The 23,313-nt window shown below is 63.8% G+C and carries 10 protein-coding genes; 1 reads left to right on the forward strand and 9 read right to left on the reverse strand.

The window, feature by feature from the left end; all coding sequences use genetic code 11:
* Nucleotides 1-69: 69 nt before the first annotated feature.
* The 7 genes from UB31_RS11190 to UB31_RS11220 form a co-directional block, all read right to left on the reverse strand.
* Entirely contained in the window at nt 70-1,044 is a 975-nt protein-coding gene (locus UB31_RS11190) for an ABC transporter ATP-binding protein (RefSeq protein ID WP_045010934.1), read from the reverse strand.
* The gene (locus UB31_RS11195; protein ID WP_045010935.1) at nt 1,041-2,456 is read right to left on the reverse strand and encodes an amidase; all 1,416 of its coding nucleotides are present in this window, start codon (nt 2,454-2,456) and stop codon (nt 1,041-1,043) included. Before UB31_RS11195 ends, UB31_RS11190 begins: the two co-directional genes overlap by 4 nt.
* Nucleotides 2,453-2,650: a hypothetical protein gene (locus UB31_RS11200; RefSeq protein ID WP_045005586.1), complete on the reverse strand. Its 198-nt coding sequence runs from the start codon at nt 2,648-2,650 to the stop codon at nt 2,453-2,455. Before UB31_RS11200 ends, UB31_RS11195 begins: the two co-directional genes overlap by 4 nt.
* Complete coding sequence (locus UB31_RS11205; protein WP_045010936.1) at nt 2,647-3,708, reverse strand: ABC transporter ATP-binding protein; 1,062 nt, start codon at nt 3,706-3,708, stop codon at nt 2,647-2,649. The genes UB31_RS11200 and UB31_RS11205 overlap by 4 nt, the downstream gene beginning before the upstream one ends.
* 3 nt (nt 3,709-3,711) lie before the next feature.
* On the reverse strand, nt 3,712-4,614 hold the full coding sequence (locus tag UB31_RS11210; protein ID WP_045010937.1) for an ABC transporter permease: 903 nt from the start codon (nt 4,612-4,614) through the stop codon (nt 3,712-3,714).
* A 162-nt stretch (nt 4,615-4,776) separates the two neighbouring features.
* Nucleotides 4,777-5,730: an ABC transporter permease gene (locus tag UB31_RS11215; RefSeq protein WP_045005589.1), complete on the reverse strand. Its 954-nt coding sequence runs from the start codon at nt 5,728-5,730 to the stop codon at nt 4,777-4,779.
* 198 nt (nt 5,731-5,928) lie between these two features.
* Nucleotides 5,929-7,584, reverse strand: a complete 1,656-nt coding sequence (locus UB31_RS11220; protein ID WP_045010938.1) for an ABC transporter substrate-binding protein — start codon at nt 7,582-7,584, stop codon at nt 5,929-5,931.
* Between the two features lie 201 nt (nt 7,585-7,785).
* Between UB31_RS11220 and UB31_RS11225 the strand changes: the two genes are divergently transcribed.
* Nucleotides 7,786-9,381 (forward strand): ABC transporter substrate-binding protein, encoded by a 1,596-nt coding sequence (locus tag UB31_RS11225; RefSeq protein ID WP_045010939.1) that lies wholly within the window; start codon nt 7,786-7,788, stop codon nt 9,379-9,381.
* 296 nt (nt 9,382-9,677) lie between these two features.
* Here UB31_RS11225 and UB31_RS11230 read toward each other — a convergent pair whose 3' ends face one another.
* Together UB31_RS11230 and UB31_RS11240 are read right to left on the reverse strand one after the other, a co-directional pair.
* Nucleotides 9,678-11,912, reverse strand: coding sequence for a CHASE2 domain-containing protein (locus UB31_RS11230; RefSeq protein WP_045010940.1), 2,235 nt, complete (start codon nt 11,910-11,912; stop codon nt 9,678-9,680).
* 160 nt (nt 11,913-12,072) lie between these two features.
* Entirely contained in the window at nt 12,073-22,812 is a 10,740-nt protein-coding gene (locus UB31_RS11240; protein ID WP_050044761.1) for a beta strand repeat-containing protein, read from the reverse strand.
* Between the last annotated feature and the right edge of the window lie 501 nt (nt 22,813-23,313).

Raw genomic sequence — 23,313 nt, forward strand, 5'->3', positions numbered from 1 at the left:
GAGTACGCCCGGTGAATCGTGACAACTCGGTGCTGGCGCAGGGGATTTTCGAGATCAGGCGCGGCCGGCCTACGACGCGACCACGGCGTCCGCCAGCACACACCTTGCCGCCCGGCCCGGCCCCACCTCCACATTCGGCGGCAGTTGCTCCAGGCAGCGGCGCTGCGCCACCGAACAACGCGGAGCGAAGGAGCAGTTGTGCGGCCTCTCGGCCAGCGACGGCGGCGTGCCGGGGATGGTCTCGAGCCTTGCCCCCCGCTTGGCGCCGTGGATGGTGGAGGCGAGCAGGCCCTTGGCGTAGGGATGCACCGGCGAACGGACGATGTCGCGAAGCGTCCCCTGCTCCACGATCTGGCCGGCATACATCACCGCGACGCGGTCGCAGATCTCGATGGCGACGCCGATGTCGTGGGTGACGAAGATGACGGACATGCCGAACTCGCGCTGTAGCTCGCGCAAGAGCAACAATATCTGGATCTGCACAGTGGCATCGAGCGCCGTGGTCGGCTCGTCCGCCAGTAGGATCTTGGGACGGCAGGCGAGCGCCAGCGCGATCATGGCGCGCTGGCGCATGCCGCCGGACATTTCGTGCGGATAGGCATCCAACCGGCGCTTTGCGGACGGGATGCGCACGACCTCGAGCATCTCCAAGGCTCTCGCGCGGCCTTCCGCATAAGACTTGCCTTCGTGGCGCACCACGCTCTCGGCGATCTGCGCGCCGATGGTGTAGACCGGATCGAGCGCCAGCGCGGGCTCCTGAAAAATCATCGAGACGGTCTGGCCGCGGAACGACGACAGCTCCTCGTCGTTCATGGCCAGCACATCGCGCCCCATGACGTTGACCGTGCCTGCGATCTGCGTGCGCTTCTTCGGCAACAGCCGCATCAGCGCACGCAAGGTCACGCTCTTGCCCGAACCGGACTCGCCGAGCAGACCCAGCACCTCGCCATCGCCGAGCGTGAGACTGAGATCGTTCACGGCATAGACCGTGCGCTCGCCGGTAAAGCGGATGTTGAGGCCGGAGATGTCGACGAGCTTTGTCATGACGGCAGCTTGGGTACCCGGTCGTGGTAATCGGTGACGCGCTGGAAGGCGGCGCCGATGGTGAGCAAGGTCGCTTCATCGAAGGAGCGGCCGATCAGCTGCATGCCGATCGGCAGGCCGCTTTTGGTGAAGCCGGACGGCACGGTCAGCGACGGCAGGCCCAGGAAGTTCACAGGGCGGGTGAACAGCGTCAGCCGCTGCAACAGCGCCGGCGCGTTCGGCCCGCCGCCGACATCGCTTTCCTCAATCGTGGGCGCCGGCACCGGAGATGCCGGTGCGATCACCGCATCGACGCCGGCGGTGGCCGCATTGTGCGCGGCGAGCGCGGGCCCGCGCCAGCGCATCGCCTCCAGATAGGTGATGGCGGGAACGGCGAGCCCGTTCTGAAGCCGCATCAACACCTGCGAGCCATAATCCTGCGGACGCTCGATCATCCAGCGCTTGTGGAATGCGGCCGCTTCGGCCGCGAGCACAAGTTGGCTCGCGGAGGACAATTGCCGCTGATCGGGCAGCTCGACCGTGACAATATCGGCGCCTTCGCGCTTGAGCACGGCGATGGTCTCGTCGAGCACGCGCGCGACTTCGCTGTCGAGATCGTCGACATAGAAGGACGCAGGCACGCCAATCTTCAAGCCCTTGAGCGAGCCCTTGGTCGCGGCGACATAGTCCGACAGCGGCTCGTGGCTCGCGGTCGAATCTTCGGGATCGGGACCGGCCATCAACGCCAGAAGCAGCGCGCAATCCTCGGCGGTGCGGGCGAGCGGGCCGACGGTGTCGAGCGATTGCGACAGCGGCATCGCGCCGGCACGGCTGACGCGGCCCCAGGTGGTCTTGAGCCCCGTGACGCCGCAGAAATGCGCGGGCATCCGGATCGAGCCGCCGGTGTCGGAGCCGAGCGCGGCATAGGTCAGGCGCGCGGCGACCGACGAGCCCGACCCCGACGACGAGCCGCCGGTGATATGCGCGACGTTCCAGGGATTGCGCACCGGACCGTAATGGGCGTTGTGGCCGGTCGGGCCATAGGCGAATTCGGCAAGATGCAGCGTGCCGAGGCGAACTTGGCCGGCATCCTTCAGCCGCTGCAAGGCGGTGGAGGTGGTGGTCGGCACGAAATCGCGGCGGATCAGCGAGCCGCACGTCGCGACCTTGCCCGCATCGTAATACATGTCCTTGTGCGCGAGCGGCACGCCATGCAGCGGACCGCGCAGATCGCCCTTGGCAAGCTCGGCGTCGGCGGCGTCAGCCGCCTTCAGCGCAGCCTCCGATTCGATCGACATGAAGGCGTTGAGATGCGGCTGCCACTGCGCAATGCGGTGCAGCAGCGCGCGCGTCGCCTCATGCGAGGACACTTGCTTCATCGCGATCGCAAGCGCGACCTCGGTGAGCGTCATCAAGGCAGGCTCGGTGCTCATTTCGACACCTTGGTAGTCTGCGCGAGCACGTAGAGCGCCGGTTCGAGATCGAACGGCAACGTGCCGGCGATGGCCGCAAAGCCTTCGAAGGCGGGTCCGATGGAATTGGAGATGCGCGTCGCAATCTCATCGTCGACGGGAATGCCGGCGACTTGCGCTGTCGCCTTGATCTCTTTGGTCGTGGGTCTCGTCATGCGATTTCCTCTCGGGGCGCACGGCTATGGCCTGAACCAGGGATTGCCATGTAGCACGCGGCCTCGTGGCCCATTCTATCGACGGCGGTGAGCTTTGGTGCAGCATTTGCGCAGAGCGGCTCCGCAAACGCGCAACGGGTGTGGAAGCGACAGCCCGGGGGCGGATCAATCGGATTGGGCGGATCGCCGGTGATCGGCGGCTTTTCGGTGCGGCGGTCCGGATCGGAGGACGGCATGGCCGCAAGAAGCGCGCGCGTATAGGGATGCGCCGGCTTGTCCCAGACCTGGTCGACCGGGCCGAGCTCGACGACCTCGCCGAGATACATCACCAGCACACGATCGCTGATGTAGCGGACGACGTTGAGGTCGTGGCTGATGAAGAGATAGGTCAAGCCGAACTCGCGCTTGAGATCGGCAAGCAGATTGAGCACCTGCGCCTCGACCGATTTGTCGAGCGCGGAGACGGCTTCATCGAGGATCACCAGCCGCGGCGACAGCGCCAGCGCGCGTGCGATGTTGACGCGTTGGCGCTGGCCGCCGGAGATCTCGTGCGGATAGCGGTTGGCGAAGTTTGCAGGGACCAAGCCCACCTTGCCGAGCAGCTCGCGCGCCAGTGCGCGCGCCGTACCATCAGCCATGCCATGGACTTTTGGGCCGAACGCGATCGATTCCTCGATGGTCAGGCGCGGATTAAGCGAGGCGTAAGAGTCCTGAAACACCATCTGCATGCCGCGGCGCAGCTCTCGCAGCGACAACGACTGCCCGACGGCCATGCCGTCATAGATGATGTCGCCGGTATCGCGCGGCATCAGATGCATCAGCAGCCGCGCAGTGGTCGACTTGCCGCAGCCGGATTCGCCGACGATGCCGACGGTCTCGCCCTTGGCGATGGAGAAGGAGACATTGTCGACGGCGCGCACGGTGCGTTTGGCGGCGAACAGCCCGCCACGCACGGGGAAATGCTTGGTGAGTCCGTTGACCTGGAGCAGCGGCTGCGCGACGCCGCCGACGTCTTCGACCGGCTCCAGCATGGCGATGGAAGTATTGCTCTCGCTCATGGCCTAGTTCCTGATGTCCATGGCGCTGCGCAGGCCGTCCGAGAGAAGATTGAAGCAGATCGAGACCGCGAAGATCATCGCGCCGGGGAGAGCTGCGACCCAGGGATTAACGTAGATCGCGGTGCGCAAGGTGTTCAGCATCAGCCCCCATTCCGGCTCTGGCGGCTTGGTGCCGAGGCCGAGGAAGGAGAGGCCTGCCGCCAAAATCATCGAGACCGAGATCAGGCTGGTGGCATAAACGAAGATCGAGCCCAGCACATTGCCGAGGATATGCACGCGCATGATGGTGAAGGGCCCCGCGCCCGAAGCGCGCGCGGCCTCGACGAAATCCATGTTGCGAACGCCGGTGGTGACGCTTTCGGCGACGCGGGTGATCTGCGGCACGAACACGACGGTCAGCGACACGATGGAGTTGAGGATGCCGGCGCCCAGCGCGCCAGAGATCGCAATCGCAAGCAGCACGGAGGGAAAGGCGTAGAACACGTCGATCGTGCGCATGATCGCTGTGTTGAGCTTGCCGCCGACATAGCCCGCGACGAGACCGAGCGAGGTGCCGATGCCGAAAGCCAGGACCACGGGCAGAATGCCGATAACGAGCGACAGCCGCCCGCCATAGATCAACCGCGCCAGCATGTCACGGCCGAGTTCGTCGGTGCCGAGCGGATAGCCCACTGTGCCGATGTGGCGCAGGCGGCGGATCATCGAGCCCTTGTAGGGGTCTTCGAGACCGAGCCAGGGCGCGAGGATCGCGGAGAGGAAGATCAGCAGCAGCACCAGCGCGCAGGCCATGCTGACCTTGTCGCGACGAATACGGCGGCCGACGGTCGCCCAATAGCCGCGCGCCTTGGTCGCAGGCGCGGCCTGGAGTGCGGCGTCGGTGGTGGCTGACAACGGAAGCTCGCTCATTGCCGCAATTTCCAACGTCGTCCCGGCGAAGGCCGGGACCCATAACCACGAAAGGTCATTTGGCGAGGACTCGTGGTTGCTATCTCGTCCCACAACCGCTTACTGGGGTTATGGGTCCCGGCCTTCGCCGGGACGACACTGAATGTGTGGCACCTCATCCCGCTAGCCCCGCTTGATGCGCGGATCGATCGCGGCTTGCGCGATGTCGACCAGCAGATTGAGGAAGACGAAGAACAGCGCCAGCACCAGGATCGTGCCCTGCAACAGCGGCAAATCGCGCTGGAAGATCGCCGAATTGAGCAGGAAGCCGGAGCCCGGCCAGGAGAACACGGTCTCGATCAGAATCGAGCCGCCGAGCATGTAACCGAGCTGGAGGCCCATCACCGCAAGCGCGGTGGGCGCGGCGTTCTTGATGATGTGGCGAAACACCCCCCGTTCGTGCAGACCCTTTGCACGCAAGGCTTCGACAAAATCCTGCGAGAGGATGTCACCAGTCAGCGCGCGCACGGTGCGGGTGACGATGCCCATCGGGATCACCGAGGTCGTAATCGCCGGCAGCACGAGATATTTCAGATGCTCCCAATCCCAGGCCCAGGCTGTGGAGCCGCCGGATCCGGCGCCGACCGCGGGCAGCCAGTTCAGCTCGACCGAGAAGATGATGACGAGAACCATGCCGAGCCAGTAATGCGGCACCGAGACGCCGGCGATGGCAAAGGACGTCGCGACCTTGTCGATCCAGGTCTCGCGAAAGTAGCCGGCGATCAGGCCGAGCAGGATGCCCATCGTGAAGCCGATGATAGCCGCCGCAATTGCAAGCGTGACGGTGTTGCCGACCGCGCGCATGACTTCGGCGAGCACGGGGCGTCCCGTCGCGATGGAGTTGCCGAGATCGCCATGCAGCGCGCGCAGCAGCCACAGGCCGAACTGCACCGGCAACGGGCGGTCGAAACCGTAGGCTGTGCGCAACTGCGCCGCGAGCTCCTGCGAGGCATCGGCCGGCAGCACCGCGACGAGCGGATCGCCCGGCGTGATGTGCACGAGCAGAAAGCACACCAGCGCGACGCTGATGACGATCGGGATGACATAGACGATGCGTCTGGCGATATAGGCGAGCACGTCGGATTCTTTCTTCCCTTCTCCCCTTGTGGGAGAAGGTGGCGCGAAGCGCCGGATGAGGGGTTCTATCCGCGGATGAAATTGCTTCTATTGAGAGGTCCGCATCCGCGGAGAGAGACCCCTCACCCGGCTTCGCTTGCGCGAAGCCACCCTCTCCCGCAAGGGGAGAGGGTGCACTGAGCGTGTTGCGCGAGCTTACTACTGCATCGACACCAGCGAGAAGTCGATGAACCAGCTCTTCGGCTGGATGACGCCGGTCACCTTCGGGCTTATGGCGCGCGGGCCGACGTCGTGGGCGACGTAGAGGAAGGCTGCGTCGTCGACGGAGGCCGCGTGCAGTTCGGCGAGCGCGGCATCGCGCGCGGCGGGATCAAAGGTCTGCCGCGCCTTCTTCACCAGCTCGTCGAACTTGGGATTGTTGATAAAACCCCAATTGTTCGAGACCGGCGGCGCCATGCTCGATTGCAGGAAGCGCACCAGCGCGAAGAACGGGTCCATCGCCGCGTAGGTGACGTTGGTCGCGTTCGAGCCGTTGGCCGAGGGGTCCTTGGCGCCGCGGCGCCAATTGGTGAACAGCGTATTCCACTCGATGACGTCGAGCTGCACGTCGAAATAGCATTCGGCGAGCGCCTGCTGGAGATATTCGTTCATCGGCAGCGGCTGCATCTGGCCCGAGCCCGAGGCCGAGGTCTGGATCTTCACCGTCAGCTTCTTGTTCGGACCGAAGCCTGCCTCCTGCATCAGCTTTTGCGCCGCCGGCTTGTCGTACTTGATCTCGAAGGTCGGCTTGCCGCGCCAGGGATGGCCGGGCTCAAAAGTGCCGGTCGCCGGCACCATCAGGCCGGCGAGCAGGCCGTCCTTGAGGCCTTCGCGATCGACACAAAGGTTGGCGGCCTTGCGCACGCGGATGTCGTTCCAGGGCGAGCCCTCGACGCGCGAGAACTGCCACGGCCAGACATGCGGCTGCTCGTTGGCGTAGAGCTTGAAGCCGCGCTGCTTGATCTCGGGCAGCGCATCCGGCGCGGGTGCCTCGACCCAATCGACCTGTCCGGAGAGCAACGCTGCCGTGCGCGCATTCGCTTCCGGCATCGGCAAGAGCACCATCTTGTCGATCTTCGGCACGCGCGCCTTGTCCCAATAGCTCGCGTTCTTGACCAGCTCGAGCCGCTCGCGCGGGGTGAAGCTCGCCATCTTCCACGGGCCGGTGCCTGCGGCATCCTTGGCGAACGCAGTCCAGGCGGCCTGCGACTTCGCCTTGGCGTCGGCGCCGTCCGCCTTGTCATAGAAATGCTGCCACTTGGCCGGGCTCGCCATGAAGAGGTTGGTGAGGTTGATCGGCAGGAAGCTGTCGGGCTCCTTGGTGGTGAGCTCGACCGTCATGTCGTCGATCTTCTTCGCAGACGCCAGCGTCGGCATGCGCGAGGCGGTGACGCCGACCTGGCTCGGATCGAATTGCGGCGCGTCCTGCTTCAGCACCTTCTCGACGTTCCACACCACGGCATCGGCGTTGAACGGCGAGCCGTCATGGAAGGTGACGCCGGGGCGCAGCTTGAAGGTCCATTTGGTCTTGTCGGCATCATCGACCTTCCACTCGGTGGCGAGGCCGGGGATCACCACGCTGGCCTTGTCGGCGGAGGACAGGTCCCAGCCAGTAAGTGCGTCATACATGGTGACGCCGGTGAAGCGGTTGCCTTCAAAACCCTGATCAGGCTGGCCAAGCGTGCGCGGAATGTCGGCAGCGGTCATGCCGATGCGCAGCACCGTTTCGGCACTGGCCATGCGCGGCCATGCGGCCGCAGTCGTCAGGGCCAGCGCAGCAATCAGCGCCGCGCGGGTAGTCGTCTTGATAAACATTACTTTCGTCCTTTTACGGCTTTCGATGACTAATTTTGATGCAAACGTATGCAATGCCTATGCCAATGGGGAAACTTATTCTGCGAATTGCCCCTGCGACGACAAGTCCTTGTGATCAAATGGTCGCATGGGCACTTCGCTGCCTATTCTGGCATCAAGATTGCAGGTTTTGCTCCGATTTCTCCCTGGGAGCTTTAGGCCATGCGTATCCGATTATCGACCTGTCTCGCCGTGCTTGCGCTGGCGTTGTCCGCAATCTCAGCGCGCGCCGAAACGGTGGTGCGCTACGGCATCTCGATGGCGGACATTCCGCTGACGACCGGCCAGCCCGATCGCGGCGCCGGCGCCTATCAGTTCACGGCCTATACGATCTACGATCCGCTGGTGGCCTGGGAGATGGACGTCGCTGACCGGCCCGGCAAGCTGGTGCCGGGCCTCTCCACCGAATGGAAGGTCGACGATACCGACAAGACCAAATGGCGCTTCACGCTGCGCAAAGGCGTGAAGTTTCATGACGGCAGCGAGTTCAACGCCGATGCGGTGATCTGGAATCTCGACAAGGTGCTCAACGACAAGGCGCCGCAATTCGACAAGCGGCAGAGCGCGCAGGTGAAGACGCGGCTTCCGTCGGTCGCGAGCTACGCCAAGATCGACGATTCCACGGTGGAGATCACCACCAAGACGGTCGATTCCTTCTTCCCCTATCAGATGCTGTGGTTCCTGGTCTCCAGCCCCGCGCAATATGACAAGCTCGGCAAGGACTGGGACAAGTTCGCAAGCCAGCCCTCCGGCACCGGCCCGTTCAAGCTGACAAAGCTGGTGCCGCGCGAGCTCGCCGAGCTCACGAAGAACCCGGACTATTGGAACACCAAGCGCATTCCGAAGGTCGACAAGATCGTGCTGGTGCCGATGCCGGAAGCGCTGACGCGCACCAATGCGCTGCTTGCGGGCCAAGTCGACCTGATCGAAACACCGGCGCCGGACGCCGTGCCGCAGTTGAAAGCGGCCGGCATGAAGATCGTCGACAACGTCACGCCGCATGTCTGGAATTATCATCTGAGCGTGCTGCCGGGCTCGCCCTGGACCGACATCCGCCTGCGCAAGGCACTCAATCTCGCCATCAACCGCGACGAAGTCGTCGGGCTGATGAACGGGCTGGCAAAACCCGCGAAGGGACAAGTCGACCCGTCGAGCCCGTGGTTCGGCAAGCCGACATTCGACATCAAGTATGATCTCGCCGCCGCGAAGAAGCTGGTCGAGGAAGCCGGCTACTCCAAGGCAAAACCGCTGAAGGCCACCTTCATCATCGCGCAGGGCGGCACCGGCCAGATGCTGTCGCTGCCGATGAACGAGTTCCTGCAGCAGAGCTTCAAGGAGATCGGCATCGACATCGACTTCAAGGTGGTCGAGCTCGAGACGCTCTACACGCATTGGCGCAAGGGCGCGGCCGACGAGATGAACGCCGGCATCACCGCCAACAACATCGCCTATGTGACGTCAGACCCGCTCTACGCCATCGTCCGCTTCTTCGCCTCCGACCAGATCGCGCCGGTCGGCGTCAACTGGGGCGGCTACAAGAACCCGAAGGTCGACGCGCTGATCAACGAGGCCAAGCAGACCTTCGACACCGCCAAGCAGGACGATCTGATCGCGCAGGCGCACGCGCTGATCGTCGACGATGCCGTGCTGGTCTGGGTCGTCCACGACACCAACCCGCACGCGCTGTCGCCGAAGATCAAGCAGTTCGTCCAGGCGCAGCACTGGTTCCAGGATTTGACGACGATCGGGGTGGAGTGAGGGGGCTTCAAACGCAGCAATCGTAGGGTGGGCAAAGCGAAGCGTGCCCACCACTTTAAGCCTCACGCGAGGAGAGATCGTGGGCACGGCGCTCGGGCGCCTTTGCCCACCCTACGAGAGCTATTGATGCGGCCGCACTGGCGCCAAACACTCCGCCGTCGTCCGGGCGAAGGATTGGGTTTGGCGAAGATTGCCCACTCCGATCTCGCGCAACGACTTCTCCCTGGGGGTATGGTCCCGGCCTGCGCCGGGACGACACCTTTATTGAGGCGCCAGCGGGCCCCAAGCGCGCCCCCCTACTTCGTCAGTAGCGCAAACGCCCCGTTCCAACCCTCCGGCGGCGGATCGACCTGGAAATCCTTGATGCGGGCTTCGTAGAGCCCGAACAGCTTTTCCAGCGTGTCGGCGTCCTCGCTCCGGCGGCCGCGCTCGATGGCGTCCAGCGCGCCCTGCCAGTCGCGGCTGCGGTAGCAGCCGAGCATCTCGATGGTGATGTTGCGCAGGCGCTGGAACGCGGCCGAATGCATCACGTCCTCGCGGCCGGCGATGGCGTAGATCACCTCCGGCTCGGTCTTGCCCTTGACCATGATGAAGTCGAGCTCGAGGATCGCGAACTTGTCCTTGGCGGCGAGCGCGGTCCTGGAGCCGACGATGATCGGAAAACCGTATTCCTTGGTCTGGCCTTCCAGGCGTGAGGCCAGGTTGACGCTGTCGCCGAGCACCGAATAGTTCTTCTTCAGATCGGAGCCCATGTTGCCGACCACGCCGATGCCGGTGTTGAGACCGATGCCGACATTGAGCGGGATGTAGACGTGACCGCCATCGGCGGCCTCCTGCTCGCGGTCCTTGTTGACCACATCGATCTTCTCGAGCATCTGGATCGCGGCCTCGCAGGCGTTGACCTCGTGTGCCTTGTCGTCGAGCGGCGCGTTCCAGAACGCCATGATGGCGTCGCCCATGTACTTGTCGACGTAGCCCTTCTCTTCGATGATCACGTCGGTGAGCGGCGTCAGGAAGCGGTTCATCAGCGCGATCAGGCCCTGCGGATCATGCTTGTAACTCTCCGAGATCGTGGTGAAGCCGCGCACGTCCGAGAACATGATCGTCATCTCGCGCTCTTCGCCGCCGAGCACCACCTTTTCCGGCGACTGCGCCATCTGCTCGACCAGAACGGGCGACATATATTGCGCGAAGATGCCGCGGATCTCCTTCCGCTGCCGCTGCTCGCGCACGAAGCTCGAGAAGATGAACGTCAAATAGATCGCGGTGGTCGACAACAGCGGATAGGTGAAGTCGATGAGGTAGCGGTACTTCCAATAGAAGAACCAGGACGTGCCGATCAGGACAGCGGCAAACATCGCGCCCGCGATCACCAGCCGCACCGGCCCGAGATTCGGCGTGAAGATGATGACGAGAATGCCGATGATCAGCGCGGCGAGCAGCTCGACGCCGAGCGCATAGTTCGGCTGGGAGATAACCGCGCCGCTCAGCACGCTTTCGAGCACCTGGGCGTGGATCTCGACGCCGGGCATGGTCGAGGACACCGGCGTGGTCTTGAGGTCGTTCAGCCCGGCCGCGGAGGTGCCGATCAGCACCAGCTTGCCGGCAAGTTTGGCCGGCGGCACCGTGTTGTCCAGCACGTCGGCTGCCGACACATAGATCGAGGGATCGCGGCGGGCGTAGTGCACCCAGAGCTGGCCGTTCTTGTCGGTCGGGATCTCGACGCCCTTGATGCGGATGGCCCGAACTCCGGTCTTGTCCGTCCTGACCAGCAGGGTCGGTGTGCCGGTGATCACGCGCAGAATCTCGAGGCTGAGCGAGGGCATGATGTTGCCCTGGGCGCGCATGATCATCGGCACGCGGCGGATAAAGCCGTCGCGCTCGGTCTTGATGGAGAACAGGCCACGACCGGCGGCAACCTTCTCGATGACGGGCACGTTGCGCAGCAGGCCGGGGAATTCGAACAGGAATTTTTCGGCATTCTCTTCGCCGACAGTCGCGACGCCGGTGAAGGGAAGCGTCTTGTCGAGCTCGGATCCGACCTCCGGCAGTCCGGTTTCGCCGAGGACGACGCGTGAGCGCTTGATCGCTTCCGAGAGAATCTGGTCGTTGCTCGGCAGCTCGCGCAGCTTCGTCCGCGTGGCGTCGTCCAGATAGCGCATCTGGTTGGCGACCAGATCCGGGTTGAGCCGATCGGCCTCGGAGAACACGACGTCGAAGCCGATCGCCACCGCGCCGTTGTTGGTGAGGTTGATGATCATGTCCGCGATCCGCATCCGCGACCACGGCCATTGGCCAAACTTGGCGAGGCTCTTGTCGTCGATGTCGACGATGGTGACCGGCCGCACCCCCTTCTTGTCGCGCGGATCGATCAGCTGGAACATGTCGAAGGTGCGCAGCCGCAGCTCCTGGACCGGCGGCGGATCCCAGACGCGCAGGCCTGCAAAGACGATCAGCAGCCCAAGGCACAGCATCCGCGCAAAGCCGAACTTTCGCGCGAACCATCGCCGCCAGATCCTGAGACGTTTCATGTCAGTCGAGCTTCCTGCCGCGCATCACGTCCTCGGGACCGATCATGGAGCGCCGGCGCGCGAATGGCTATTCCTCAGGCGAAGGATTACCGATTTTTTGCCACGGTCAAGATGCCCGCCGATCGCCGGGAGGCCAGCCGCTCGCCAGCGCCACGCGGCATCAGGTGATGTGGAAGATGAAATCGCTGGCCTTGAGCGTGGCGGTCACGCTCTTCAGCAACAACTGCTCATGCTCGGTCACCGAGCCCTCGCCGACGCCGACCTGCTGCTGCCACGTGACCAGCGTATCGCCGGACTGCTGGGTGATGGTGAGATTGTTGATGGAGCTGACATCCGAGAACTGCCGCAGGTCGATTTTGTCGCCCGTTGCGAAATCGCTGACGGTGTGGGCGGCGTTAGTCCCGCTCCCGTCCGGCGAAAACACGAATTGATCCAGGCCGCCGCCGCCGGTCAGCGTGTCATTCGTACTGGCCGAGAAAATGACGTCCTTGCCGCTGGTGCCGGTCAGGGTGATGCCGTTCTCGGTATTGCCATTCTCGTTGAAGATGAAGTTGACGGTATCGTAAGCGCCGGTGGTCTTGTCCGTCACCGTCAGAGTGATCTGGTCGGTGTCCGGCGGCGTTTCGCCGGAACTGTAGGTGACGCCGTTCTCGAAGGCCGTGTTGATGTCGTCGAGCGAGCCGGATGTCGGTGACAGATCGACGCTGCTGCCCGGCGCATGCGCGGTCGACGCCGTGACGGTAAATTCATCCGTCGACGCGCCGGAGTCGGTATCGGTGACCGAGAGATTGGTGATGGTGTCGGTGCCGAGCTCACGATCATGCGAGACGTAGAAATGGGTGGTGTCGATCACGGGCCCGCCGGCGGGCGCGGCGGGAGCCGAAACGCTGGTGCTGATCGTGGCGGCGTTGGCCGACACCGGGGCCGTCCCATCGGGGCTCATGGCCGTGATGTCGATCGTCGCCGGCGATCCGGAAGCCGTGACGGCGCCGGTATAGGTGTTGTCGAGGGCATGGACGCCGAGCGGATCCGGCGTACCCGTAAAGCCGTCGGCCGGCACGAAGCGGATTTGCGTGTCGGTGTCCAGCACCAGCGCATTCGTGTCGCTGACCGATCCGATATCGACCCACTGATGGGTGCCGGCAACTTCGTATTGCCAGACACCTTCGGTGGCCGTGGCAGCGTCCGAAGCCACCGCGATGGCATGGAAGCTCGCGCCATCGTCGACGTCGTGGAACTTGTCGGCGAAGAGATGGCTGACGGTGTCGCCGGCCGGATTGCTGTCGTTGCCGGCGACGGAGCCCAGCGTCGCGTTGTCGAGCGTCGGCGCGTCGTTGCTGCCGGCGATATTGATGGTGACGGTCTCGCCTGTGCCGGTCGTGTGACCGTCGTTGGGCGCGATGGTGTATTGCAGCGACAGCGTGTGGCCGGCGGCGAGGAAGTCGAAGGGCTGCTCGCCCGAATTGAAGTCCCACGAGAACTGGCCGTGGGTGGCGGTGCCGTTGAGGATGTCGCCGGACTGCACGGTCAGATAGTTCAACAGGTCCGCATTCGACAAGCCATCGATCCCGTCGGTCTGCAAGACGCCGTCGAGAGAGATGGAGACGTGATCGAGCGCCACCGTCACGTGATCGGTGGCGTCGGCATCGGACACGGTCAGCGTGCCGGTCTTGCTCAGCCCTGCGTTGGTCTCGGTCAGGTTCGCGCTGGCGGTGTCGCTCGTCCCGGTCGTGATCGCCGGCGCGTCGTTCTTGCCCGTGATCGTGACGGTGACCTCGGCCGTGTCGGTCTTGTGGTGATCGTCGCAGATCGTGATGGTGGACACCACCGTCACGGTCTGGTTCTCGCCCAGGAAATCCAGCGCACTGTCGGCGATCGAATAGCTCCAGCCGACCGTGCCGTTGTTGTTGCCGGTCTGCTGAAGCGACAGCGCGTTTTCCAGCGTGGTGATCTCGTCCGGCGTCAGCGTCAGCGGCGTGGTGCCATCGGCAGCAAACCCGGTCACGGTGTGGTCGGTGATCGTCGCCGTCGGCCGGTCGGTCAGGTCGATGTCGGTGAAATGGATCGTGCCGCTCGCAGGCGTCGACTGGTCCATCGTCGCCGTGGCGCCGGTAAGGTCCGGCTGCTCCGCCACGACGGCGCTTTGCGAGGTCTCGGCGGCGGTGAACGCAGGCGCATCGTCATGGGCGTTGAGTGTGATCAGCGTACCGCCGTGACCGTCGCTGCTGCCGGCGAAATGCGCATTGGTGTAATCCTCGCCGGTGAGCTTCACCGAGATGCTGTGACCGTAGGCATCGCTCACGACGAGATCGCCGGTCTCAGAGTCGTAGGTCGCCGAGGTGCCGCCGTCGAACTTGATGGTCGACAGATCCAGCTTGTCGGTCGCGGCGAAGCCTGCAACCGACCCGCCGAAGCTCGTGGTGTCGATCTCGAGTTCGCCACCGCCACCATTGAAGGTGATCGTCTGCGCCACCGTGCCGTTGACATCGAGCGTCGCGCCGGCATCGATCGTGACTGAACCTGAGCCCGACAGCGAACCGAACAGCGTCAGGGTCCCGCTATTGACCTCGATGGCGCCGGTATTGGTGATGGTGCCCGAGATCGACGCCGTACCCCAGCTGTCGATGTCGCTGTGATTGGCGATGCTCAGCCCGGCCCCGGAAATCGAGGCGTCATGCAGATCGATGACGCCGTCGTTTGTGATGGTGGACAGGCTGCCGAAAACGCTGGTGCCGGAGACCGTCCAGGTGCCGTCAGCTTTATTGTTGAACGTCGCGGTGGCGACCGAGATGTTGCCGTCGATGTCGCCGCTGTTGTTGATGGTGATGGCGCCGCCGGTCTCGAAGATCGCGTAGGTCGTCGAGGTCACATGCGCGGCGTCCGGCCCGATCGTGCCGGAATTGTCGATCAGCGCGGTGCCGACCGCGTTCTCTTGAACGTAGATCGCCGCGTGGCCGTCGGCGCCGACGACCGTGCCGGTGTTGGTGATGTGCGTCGAGCCGGTCGCGCCCGCAGAGTTTTGCGTGACGGTGATTCCGGTTGCGCTCGTTCCGGTGAGATCGCCGTCGTTGACGATGGTGACGTTGCCCGCGCCGGTGGCAAGCGCGGACAATCCAACAGCGCCGGTGGCGGAGCCTTCATTGGTGACACTGACATCGCCGCCGCCATGATCGAAGACGCCGATCGCGGTGCCCGCGGCGGTGATCGACGATGTCTCACCGGTCGTGACCGTAACGTCGCCGGCACCCCAGGTGAACGCCTCGATGCCGTAGCCCGCATCCGCGGTGATCGTGGCATCGCTGTCGACTTCGACGTCGCCATGGACCGCGCTCGAGAAGGTGGCGTTGCCGCCCGGCTTGTAGCCGGCGATGATCCCGCCCGGCGTCGTGCCGTCGTTGTTGGCGGTCGAACCGGAATGAATCGTGCCGTTGACCTTGACGGAGATCGTGCTGTCCAGGCCGCTTCCGATCCCGGTCGCGTAATTGACGGCCACGATACCGGAGCTGCCGGACGTGATGCTGTCGCCCTTGACCACGGTGACGCTGATGTCGCCAGCATCGATGCTGTAGGCCTTGATGCCGTAGGCCGTTGCACCCGAGATCGTGACATTCGTGCCCAGCGTGACCGCGATGTCGCCGGTGCCGCCGCTCAGCGCGGAGGCCTCGATGCCGTAGCTCTGGGTGCCGGCGACGGAAATCGTCGTACCGGCGAAGCTGTTCACCGTGACGTCGCCATTTCCGTAATTGTAGGCGTCGATGCCGGAGCCCGCCGCGGCGGTGATGTCAGCGTAGTTGTTGACGACAACCGTGCCGTTGACGTCGGTATTGGCGCTGGTGCCGCTCGTGGCGCCCGTGTAGCCGGCCTGGATGCCGGCAGGCGCATTGCCGCTCTGGTTCAGGCTGCTGCCTGAATTGATGGTCCCGTGCGCGTTGACGGTGATGGTGCTGTCACTCGTCGCGTCGAGCGAGATCGCCCGATTGACGGCGACGATGCCGGAGCTGCCCGCATTGAGGACGCTACCGGCCTCGGTGGTGACGGTCTCATTGCCGGCGCCATAGCTGCGCGCGCGGATGCCGTAGGTCGAGCTCCCCGTGATCGTGCCGCCCGCGTCGATGGTGACGTTGCCGTCGCCCTGGGTGGTCGCATCGATGCCAAATGCGCCGCCGACGGCGCCGCCGTGCTGGGTGATCGAGATGTCGCCGGCATTGGCGGCATTCAGATTCTCGACGAGGATGCCTTCCGAATTCGCACCGGTGCCAGTCGCCTTGCCGGTGAGATCATAGACCGTGATATCGCCGGCGCCGGTCGCACTGTCACGCAGCGTGATGCCGTTGCCGGCAAGGCCCGTGATGTCCTTTGTCGCCGTCAGCGAGATGTCGCCGGTGCCGTTCTGGGTGACGACGATGCCATTGGCCGCGCCCTTCAGCGCGCCGGTGGGCGTGAGAACGACGTCGGCGGCCTTGGCGAGCGTGCCGCCGGTCGCCGTGAAGTCGAGCGCGTCGCCGCCTGATGTCGTGACATCAGCTGCGCCCGTGATGGTGAACGTTCCGCCCTTCGAGGATTGGCCGGTGATGGTGCCCGTAAAGCTCTGGCCAGCAAGCTTGTCGAGCTGAAGCGTGTCAGCACCGCCGGCAAACGTAACGGTCTGCGCCGTCGCGCCGGCCAGTTCCAGCGTCGCGCTGTCATCGATGATCAGCGAGCCGGCGCCGGTCAGGCCGCCGGAGAGGTTCAGCGTGCCGGCCTGCGCCTCGATGGTGCCGGTGTTGGTGACGGCGGCCGAGATCGTGTTGGAGCCGGAGACCCCGTAAAGATTGCCGGAATTGCTCAGGCTGCCGCCGTTGATCGAGGCTGCGGTCAGATAGAGTTTCGAGGTGCCGTCGACCGTGACCGTTCCGCCGTCGTTGGTGACGGAGAGGGTCGTGAGCTTCAGGATGCCGCCGTTGATCGCCTTGATATCCGCGGTATTGACGATCAGCTCGCTGGAAATGTCGAGCTCGCCGCCGCTCGCCTGGATCAGCTTATGATTGGTGATGGTGTGGAGCGCGGCGGGATCGATCGTCAGTGTGCCGCTGGTGACCGTGATCGTGCCGGTGTTGGTGATGTCGGCTTCGGAGATGGCGCTCGTGCCGGTCGATTCCAGCGTGCCCGAGATCGTCACCGTGCCGCCGTCGATGGTCGCGCCGGTGAGATCGAGCGTCGAGCCGGACTCGATTGACACCGCGCCGTCGGTGTTGGCCACCGTCATCGAGATCAGCTTGAGCGTACCGTCGTTGATCGCAGCCAGCGTACCGGTGTTGGTGACAGCCTCGCCGTTGATGTCGAGCTCGGCGTTGTTGGCCTGGATCGTGCCGCCGTCATTCGTGATCGCCGTCGCCGAGGTCGTCGCCACCAGCGCCAGCAGACCGCCGAGGGTCGCCTCGATCAGGTAGGTGTTCGAGATGTTGGCGTCGGTGATCGTGGTCGTGCCGGACGAGTCCAGCGTGCCGGAGACGGAGAGCGTGCCGCCGGTCAGCTTCGAGCCGGCCAGCGTCAGCTTCTTGCTGGCGTCGACCTGGACGGTGCCGCCATTGGTGATGGTGCTGGCCGACACCGTCGCGTCATCGAGCGTCAGCGTGACGTCGCTTTCGACCGTGATCGCGCCTTGGTTCAGCGTCGCATTGCCGTCGATTTGGCTGTCACCGGTGACATCGATCGTGCCGCCCAGCACGCCGCTGTAATTGTTGATGGTGCCGCCGGTAATCTCGGTGCCGGACAACGTCAGCGTTTTGCCGTCGTCGACCTGGATGATGTGACCAGTGTTGGCGATGACATCGTTGAGCAGTGTCGCGGCGCCCGCGATCTCCAGCGTGCCGGTATTGGTGATCGCACCCTTGGCGTCCGCGGAGGCGCCCTGGATCTTGGCGCCGCCCTGGAGCTTGACGGTATTGTCGAGCTCGATGCTGGAATTGTCCGTGATGACCGTGCCGGACACGGTGACGCCGTCCAGCGTCAGCTTGGCGTCGGCCGTGACTGTAGCGACACTGAGTGTGGCGCCGCTATCGATCTTGCTGGCGCCGGCGACATCGATGCTGCCGCCACCCTTGACGGCTCCGCCGCTGATCGTGGCTCCGTTCAGGGTCAACGCGGCGTTGGCATCGACAATGACGTTGCCGCTGGCATTATCGACCGTCGAGCCCTGATCGATGGCCAGCGCGCCATTGGCAAGCACTTCGATGGTGCCGGCATTGGTGATGGTCTCGCCGTCGAGCGCATTGCCAGTGCCGCTGACCTTGAAGGTCGCATTGTTCTTCAGCGTGCCGCCGCTCAGCACGCCGTTGCCGGTCAAATCGATCTCGCCGTTGTCCGTGACCGTGCCGGCGCCGGTGACGGTCGCACCGTTGACGGTCAGCTTGCCAGTGGCATCGACCGTGACGTTGCCCGTATTGGTGACGACCGAACCCTGGTCGATGGTCAGCGCGCCGTTCGCCAGCACTTCGATCGTGCCGGTGCTCGCATTCGTGATCGTCTCGCCGTCCAGCGCGTTGCCGCTGCCGCTGACCTTGAAGGCCGCGTTATTCTTCAGGATCCCGCCGCTCAGCACGGCGTTGCCGGTCAGGTCAATCTCGCCATTATCGGTGACCGTGCCGGCCCCGCTAATCGTGGCGCCGTTGACGGTCAGCTTGCCGGTCGCATCGACCGTGACGTTGCCGGTGTTGGTGACGGCCGAGCCCTGGTCGATCGTCAGCGCGCCATTCGCCAGCACTTCGATCGTGCCGGTCGAACTGTTGGTGACCGTCTCGGTGTCCAGCGCGTTACCGGTGCTGCTGACCTTGAAGATAGCATTGTTCTTCAGCGTGCCGCCACTCAGCACGGCATTGCCGGTCAAATCGATCTCGCCGTTGTCGGTGACCGTGCCGGCGCCGCTGATCGTGGAACCGTTGACCGTCAACTTGCCAGTGGCATCGACCGTGACGTTGCCCGTATTGGTGACGACCGAGCCTTGATCGATCGTGAGAGCGCCGTTCGCCAGTACTTCGATCGTGCCGGTCGAACTGTTGGTGACCGTCTCATTGTCCAGCGCGTTGCCGGTGCTGCTGACCTTGAAGGTAGCGTTGTTCTTCAGCGTGCCGCCGCTCAGCACCGCGGTGCCGGTCAGGTCGATCTCGCCGTTATCCGTGACCGTTCCGGCGCCGCTGACGGTGGCGCCATTGACCGTCAGCTTGCCGGTCGCATCGACCGTGACATTGCCGGTGTTGGTGACGACCGAACCCTGATCAATCGTCAGCGCGCCGTTCGCCAGCACTTCGATCGTGCCAGTGCTCGCATTGGTAACAGCTTCGTTGTCCAATGCGTTGCCGGCGCCGCTGACCTTGAAGACAGCATTGTTCTTCAGCGCGCCGCCGCTCAGCACGGCATTGCCGGTCAGGTCGATCTCGCCGTTGTCGGTGACCGTGCCCGCGCCGCTGATGGTCGCGCCGTTGACGGTCAGCTTGCCGGCCGCATCGACCGTGACGTTGCCGGTATTGGTGACGGTCGACCCCTGGTCGATCGTCAGAGCGCCGTTCGCCAGTACTTCGATCGTGCCGGTCGAGGCGTTGGTGACCGTCTCATTGTCCAGCGCATTGCCGGTGCCGCTAACCTTGAAGGTCGCGTTGTTCTTCAACGTGCCGCCGCTCAGCACGGCGTTGCCGGTCAGGTCGATCTCGCCGTTGTCGGTGACCGTGCCGGCGCCGGTGATGGTGGCGCCGTTGACGGTGAGCTTGCCGGTCGCATCGACCGTGAGGTTGCCGGTGTTGGTGACGACCGATCCCAGGTCAATCGTCAGCGCGCCATTCGCCAGCACCTCGATCGTGCCGGTCAAGCTATTGGTGACGGTCTCGCTGTCCAGCGCGTTGCCGGTGCCGCTGACATTGAGGACGCCGTTGTTCTTCAGGATGCCGCTACTGAGCACCGCATTGCCGGTGAAATCGATCTCGCCGTTGTTCGTAACCGTACCGATAGTTGGCCCGGTCGTCACAATGATCGTGCCGTCGGTGGTGTCGCCCGCAACACCATCGAACACCGGCGCTCCGGGGAGGATGGTGATCGCTCCGCCATCGATCGTTGCGCCATTGACGGTCAGCTTGCCGCTGGCATCGACGGTGACCGCACCTCTGTTGTCGACGCTGGAGCCCTTGTCGACGGTCAGCCAGCCATTTGCCAGCACCTTGATCGTGCCGCTGGACGTGTTGGAGACGGTCTCGTGCGCGAACTCTACCGCACCCTCGACGTTGACCACGCCCGAATTGTTCAGCGCGCCGTTCTCGATCAGGCTGATGCCGTCGAGCTTCAGCGTACCGAGAATGGTGACAGTGCCGCCGTCGACCGTCGCGGTGTCGACAATCAGCGTCGTGCCGGCGTCGGCCTTGAGCGTACCGCCGGCATTATGGATCTCGGCCAGCGTTTTCAGCGTGCCGCCAAACAATTCGATAGTACCGGAATTGGTGATCGAGGTCCCGCTGGCGAAATCGCCGCCGCCCGCGAGCGTCAGATAGCCGGCATTGGTGAACACGGCCGTGTCCAGGATCTCGGCCTTGCCACCGACGGACATCGTACCAGTCGCGGTGTTGTTGAAGATCGAGTCCGCGCTCATGTTGAGCGCGCCGGCGATCGTCAGCGAACTCTTGTTGATCACTTCCGGCGGCGGGCCGCCGAAATCATTCATCGTGATCGAGTTGGCGTAGGCCGCCGCGTCGATCGTCACCGGATAGGACGGCGTCAGGCCGTGCAACTGATCGGTGATGACGATGACGTCGTCGGTGATGGTCGGGACCGTACCAGTTTCCCAGTTCGCCGCGTCCTTCCAGAAACCGCCGGCCGGAGCACCATCCTTGTTCGTCGCGATCCACACCACCGCGGCCGCGTCGGTGCCCGTGATCGTGACGGTGATGGTCTGGTCCGAGGTCGCACCGTGCTCGTCCTTGACCGTCACGGTGTAGACCAGCGTCAGCACTTCGCCCCTAGGGATGAAGTCGGCGAGGTAGACCGGCAGATCGGCCAGCGACCAGTTGATGGTGCCGGTGCCGCTGCCGGTCGAGTCGGCGCCATTCGCGATCGCGACCGACATCGCGCTTTCAAACACAGCGAGCGGGCCCGGGGGCACCGTGCCGTCCGGCAAGGTCGCGCTGGTCAACTTCACCGAAACCGCGTGCGTGTCGGTGAGGTCGACATCCTTGAAGGTCAGCGTGCCCGAGGTCGGGACATCGCTGGTGAGCGGGCCGCCGGGCACGCTGGTGCCGCCCGAGAAGGTAATATTCGGCACGCTCGAGGTGATCACCGGCTTGTCGTTGGTGCCGGTGATGGTGATGGTGAAGGTTTCGGTGGCGAATTCATTGTTGACGGAGAAGTTGTTGTCGACACGGATCGTGTAGGTCAGCGTCAACGTTTCGCCGGCCGCGAGAAAATCGAAGGCGTGGTCTGGAATGCTGTAGGTCCAGTGCACCACGCCGTGATTGGTGTTGCCGGAATCCGGAGCGACATTGATGACGATCTCGGTCGCCGCGATATCGGCCTTCTGAAGGCCCGACAATCCCGCGGTGACATCCTGCTGGCCGGCGCTCTGGTAGGTGAAGGACGTGAAAGTGATCTGCGCCGTCGGCCGGTCGCCAAGATTTTGATCGAGGAAGGTGATCTGGCCGGAGATCGTGTCGGAATCCACAGTGTCGCCGGTCTGGTCCGCACGCTCAGTCAGCGCGAACGCCGTCTTGACACTGCCGCTTTGATCGAGGCTCTCCACCAACGGCTTGCCGGGAATGCGGTCGCTGGACTGCAGGGGAGTGCCGGGCCCCTGCGTTCCCGGCTGATTTTGGTTGGTAAAGGTCGCGGTCGCGGTGGCGCCGGTGTCCGTCTTGATGAAGACGATGTTGCCGTTCTGCGTGATCGTGTCGGTGAAGTTCTGGGTCAGCTTGGTGTTGGTGCCGTTGTCCGTGAACTTCAGCGTGAACACATCCGTGATCAGCTTCTGGACGTCCGGCGACATCAGCGCATTTGAGATCGAGACGTTGCCGCCGCTGATCTGGATCATCTGGCCGGCCTGGTTGACCGTCGCGATCGGCAGCAGGGTCGTCTTGTCGAACAGGATGTAGGAGCCGGTGGTGCCGTTCGGCTCGACCAGCACCTGGAAGCTCGCCTGCGGCTGCGGATCGCCGCCGCCGGCGGGCACAACGAAATTGATCTGGCTCAGCACCGCCGTGCCGCGGATGCCCATGGTGGCGACCGGCGTGTCGACCTTCATGTCGCCGTGCTTGGCGGTCTCGCCGGCGACGAAGGTGATGGTGCCCGCGACCAGGCTGAGCAGCGAGGAATTGTTCGACCCGTTGGGGTCGTAGACCATATCGTTCAGCACCATCCGCGCGTTGGAGGACAGGCCGAACACGGTGCCGTCGATGAAGGTGATGCCGAGCGTCGAGTCGCCGCCGGTCGAGACCACGTCGCCCTTCTCGACATTGTCGCCATTGTTCAAAATGATCGAGACGCCGTTGCGGACCGCGGTCGCACTGCCGGCAAGCTTGGTGACGTGGCCGATGACCTGTGCCGCGGACGCGCCGGGCCCGGCCTGCGCATATTCAACGTGCCCCGTAAGCGCGTTGACGATGTCGCCGGTCAGGTGGGCGCCATCGGGCGAAGCGATCGCCGCACGCTTGTCGCCCCTGAAATAATCGTGAACGACGAACTCATGACCGTCATGAGACAGCACGAGGTCGCTGCCTGTGCGTTTGAACTCGCCGTTGAAGATCAGGTTGGGGTCGGGAACAACGACCGCGCCGTCAGGCACGTGTCCGTGCCCCTTGGCGGTAAAGGAATCGACATGGTCATGGCCAGGCGAGCGGAAGCCCTGGCCGTCCAAAGAGAGCGCGGCGTCAAATTTGCCAGCGTAATTCAACCGGGCACCGTAAAAGGGTTAATATTTAAATAAGTATCGAGCGCCTAAGCTTGCATATCATTACCAAGTCCTTAGTGAAACCATCTATTGCTTGTGTGATTTCGCATCACTAGGCCATGGGCATGCGTGCCGACCACTATGCCTGAAGCGACACCAAAGTAATTCTTAAAATTTTTGCAAGTAGAGCTTCGCTTATTTGAGCGCATTTCCTGCCACCCCTTGTATTCGGATGTAAAAATCCGACGGCGGATACTTGTGTCATCTTTTCTTCGTAGTGCCCCGCAACATACTGCGGCAAATACGGAGCTAAATCTGTGACCCAACTAACAGAACCCGCGAAATAGCGGGTCATTAGCCATAAGCCGTAGAATCGGCGTTCCCACAACTTCTGCCTGCAATTGGTTCCATTTCGCGGCGGCCGGGGCACTCCTAGTCCCTAATTCGTAAAATTTTACGAAACTTGAGGACCGCCGCTTCAGCCTGCTCCGCGGTTTTGGGACC

This window comes from Bradyrhizobium sp. LTSP849 (assembly GCF_000938255.1).
GTDB lineage: Bacteria > Pseudomonadota > Alphaproteobacteria > Rhizobiales > Xanthobacteraceae > Bradyrhizobium.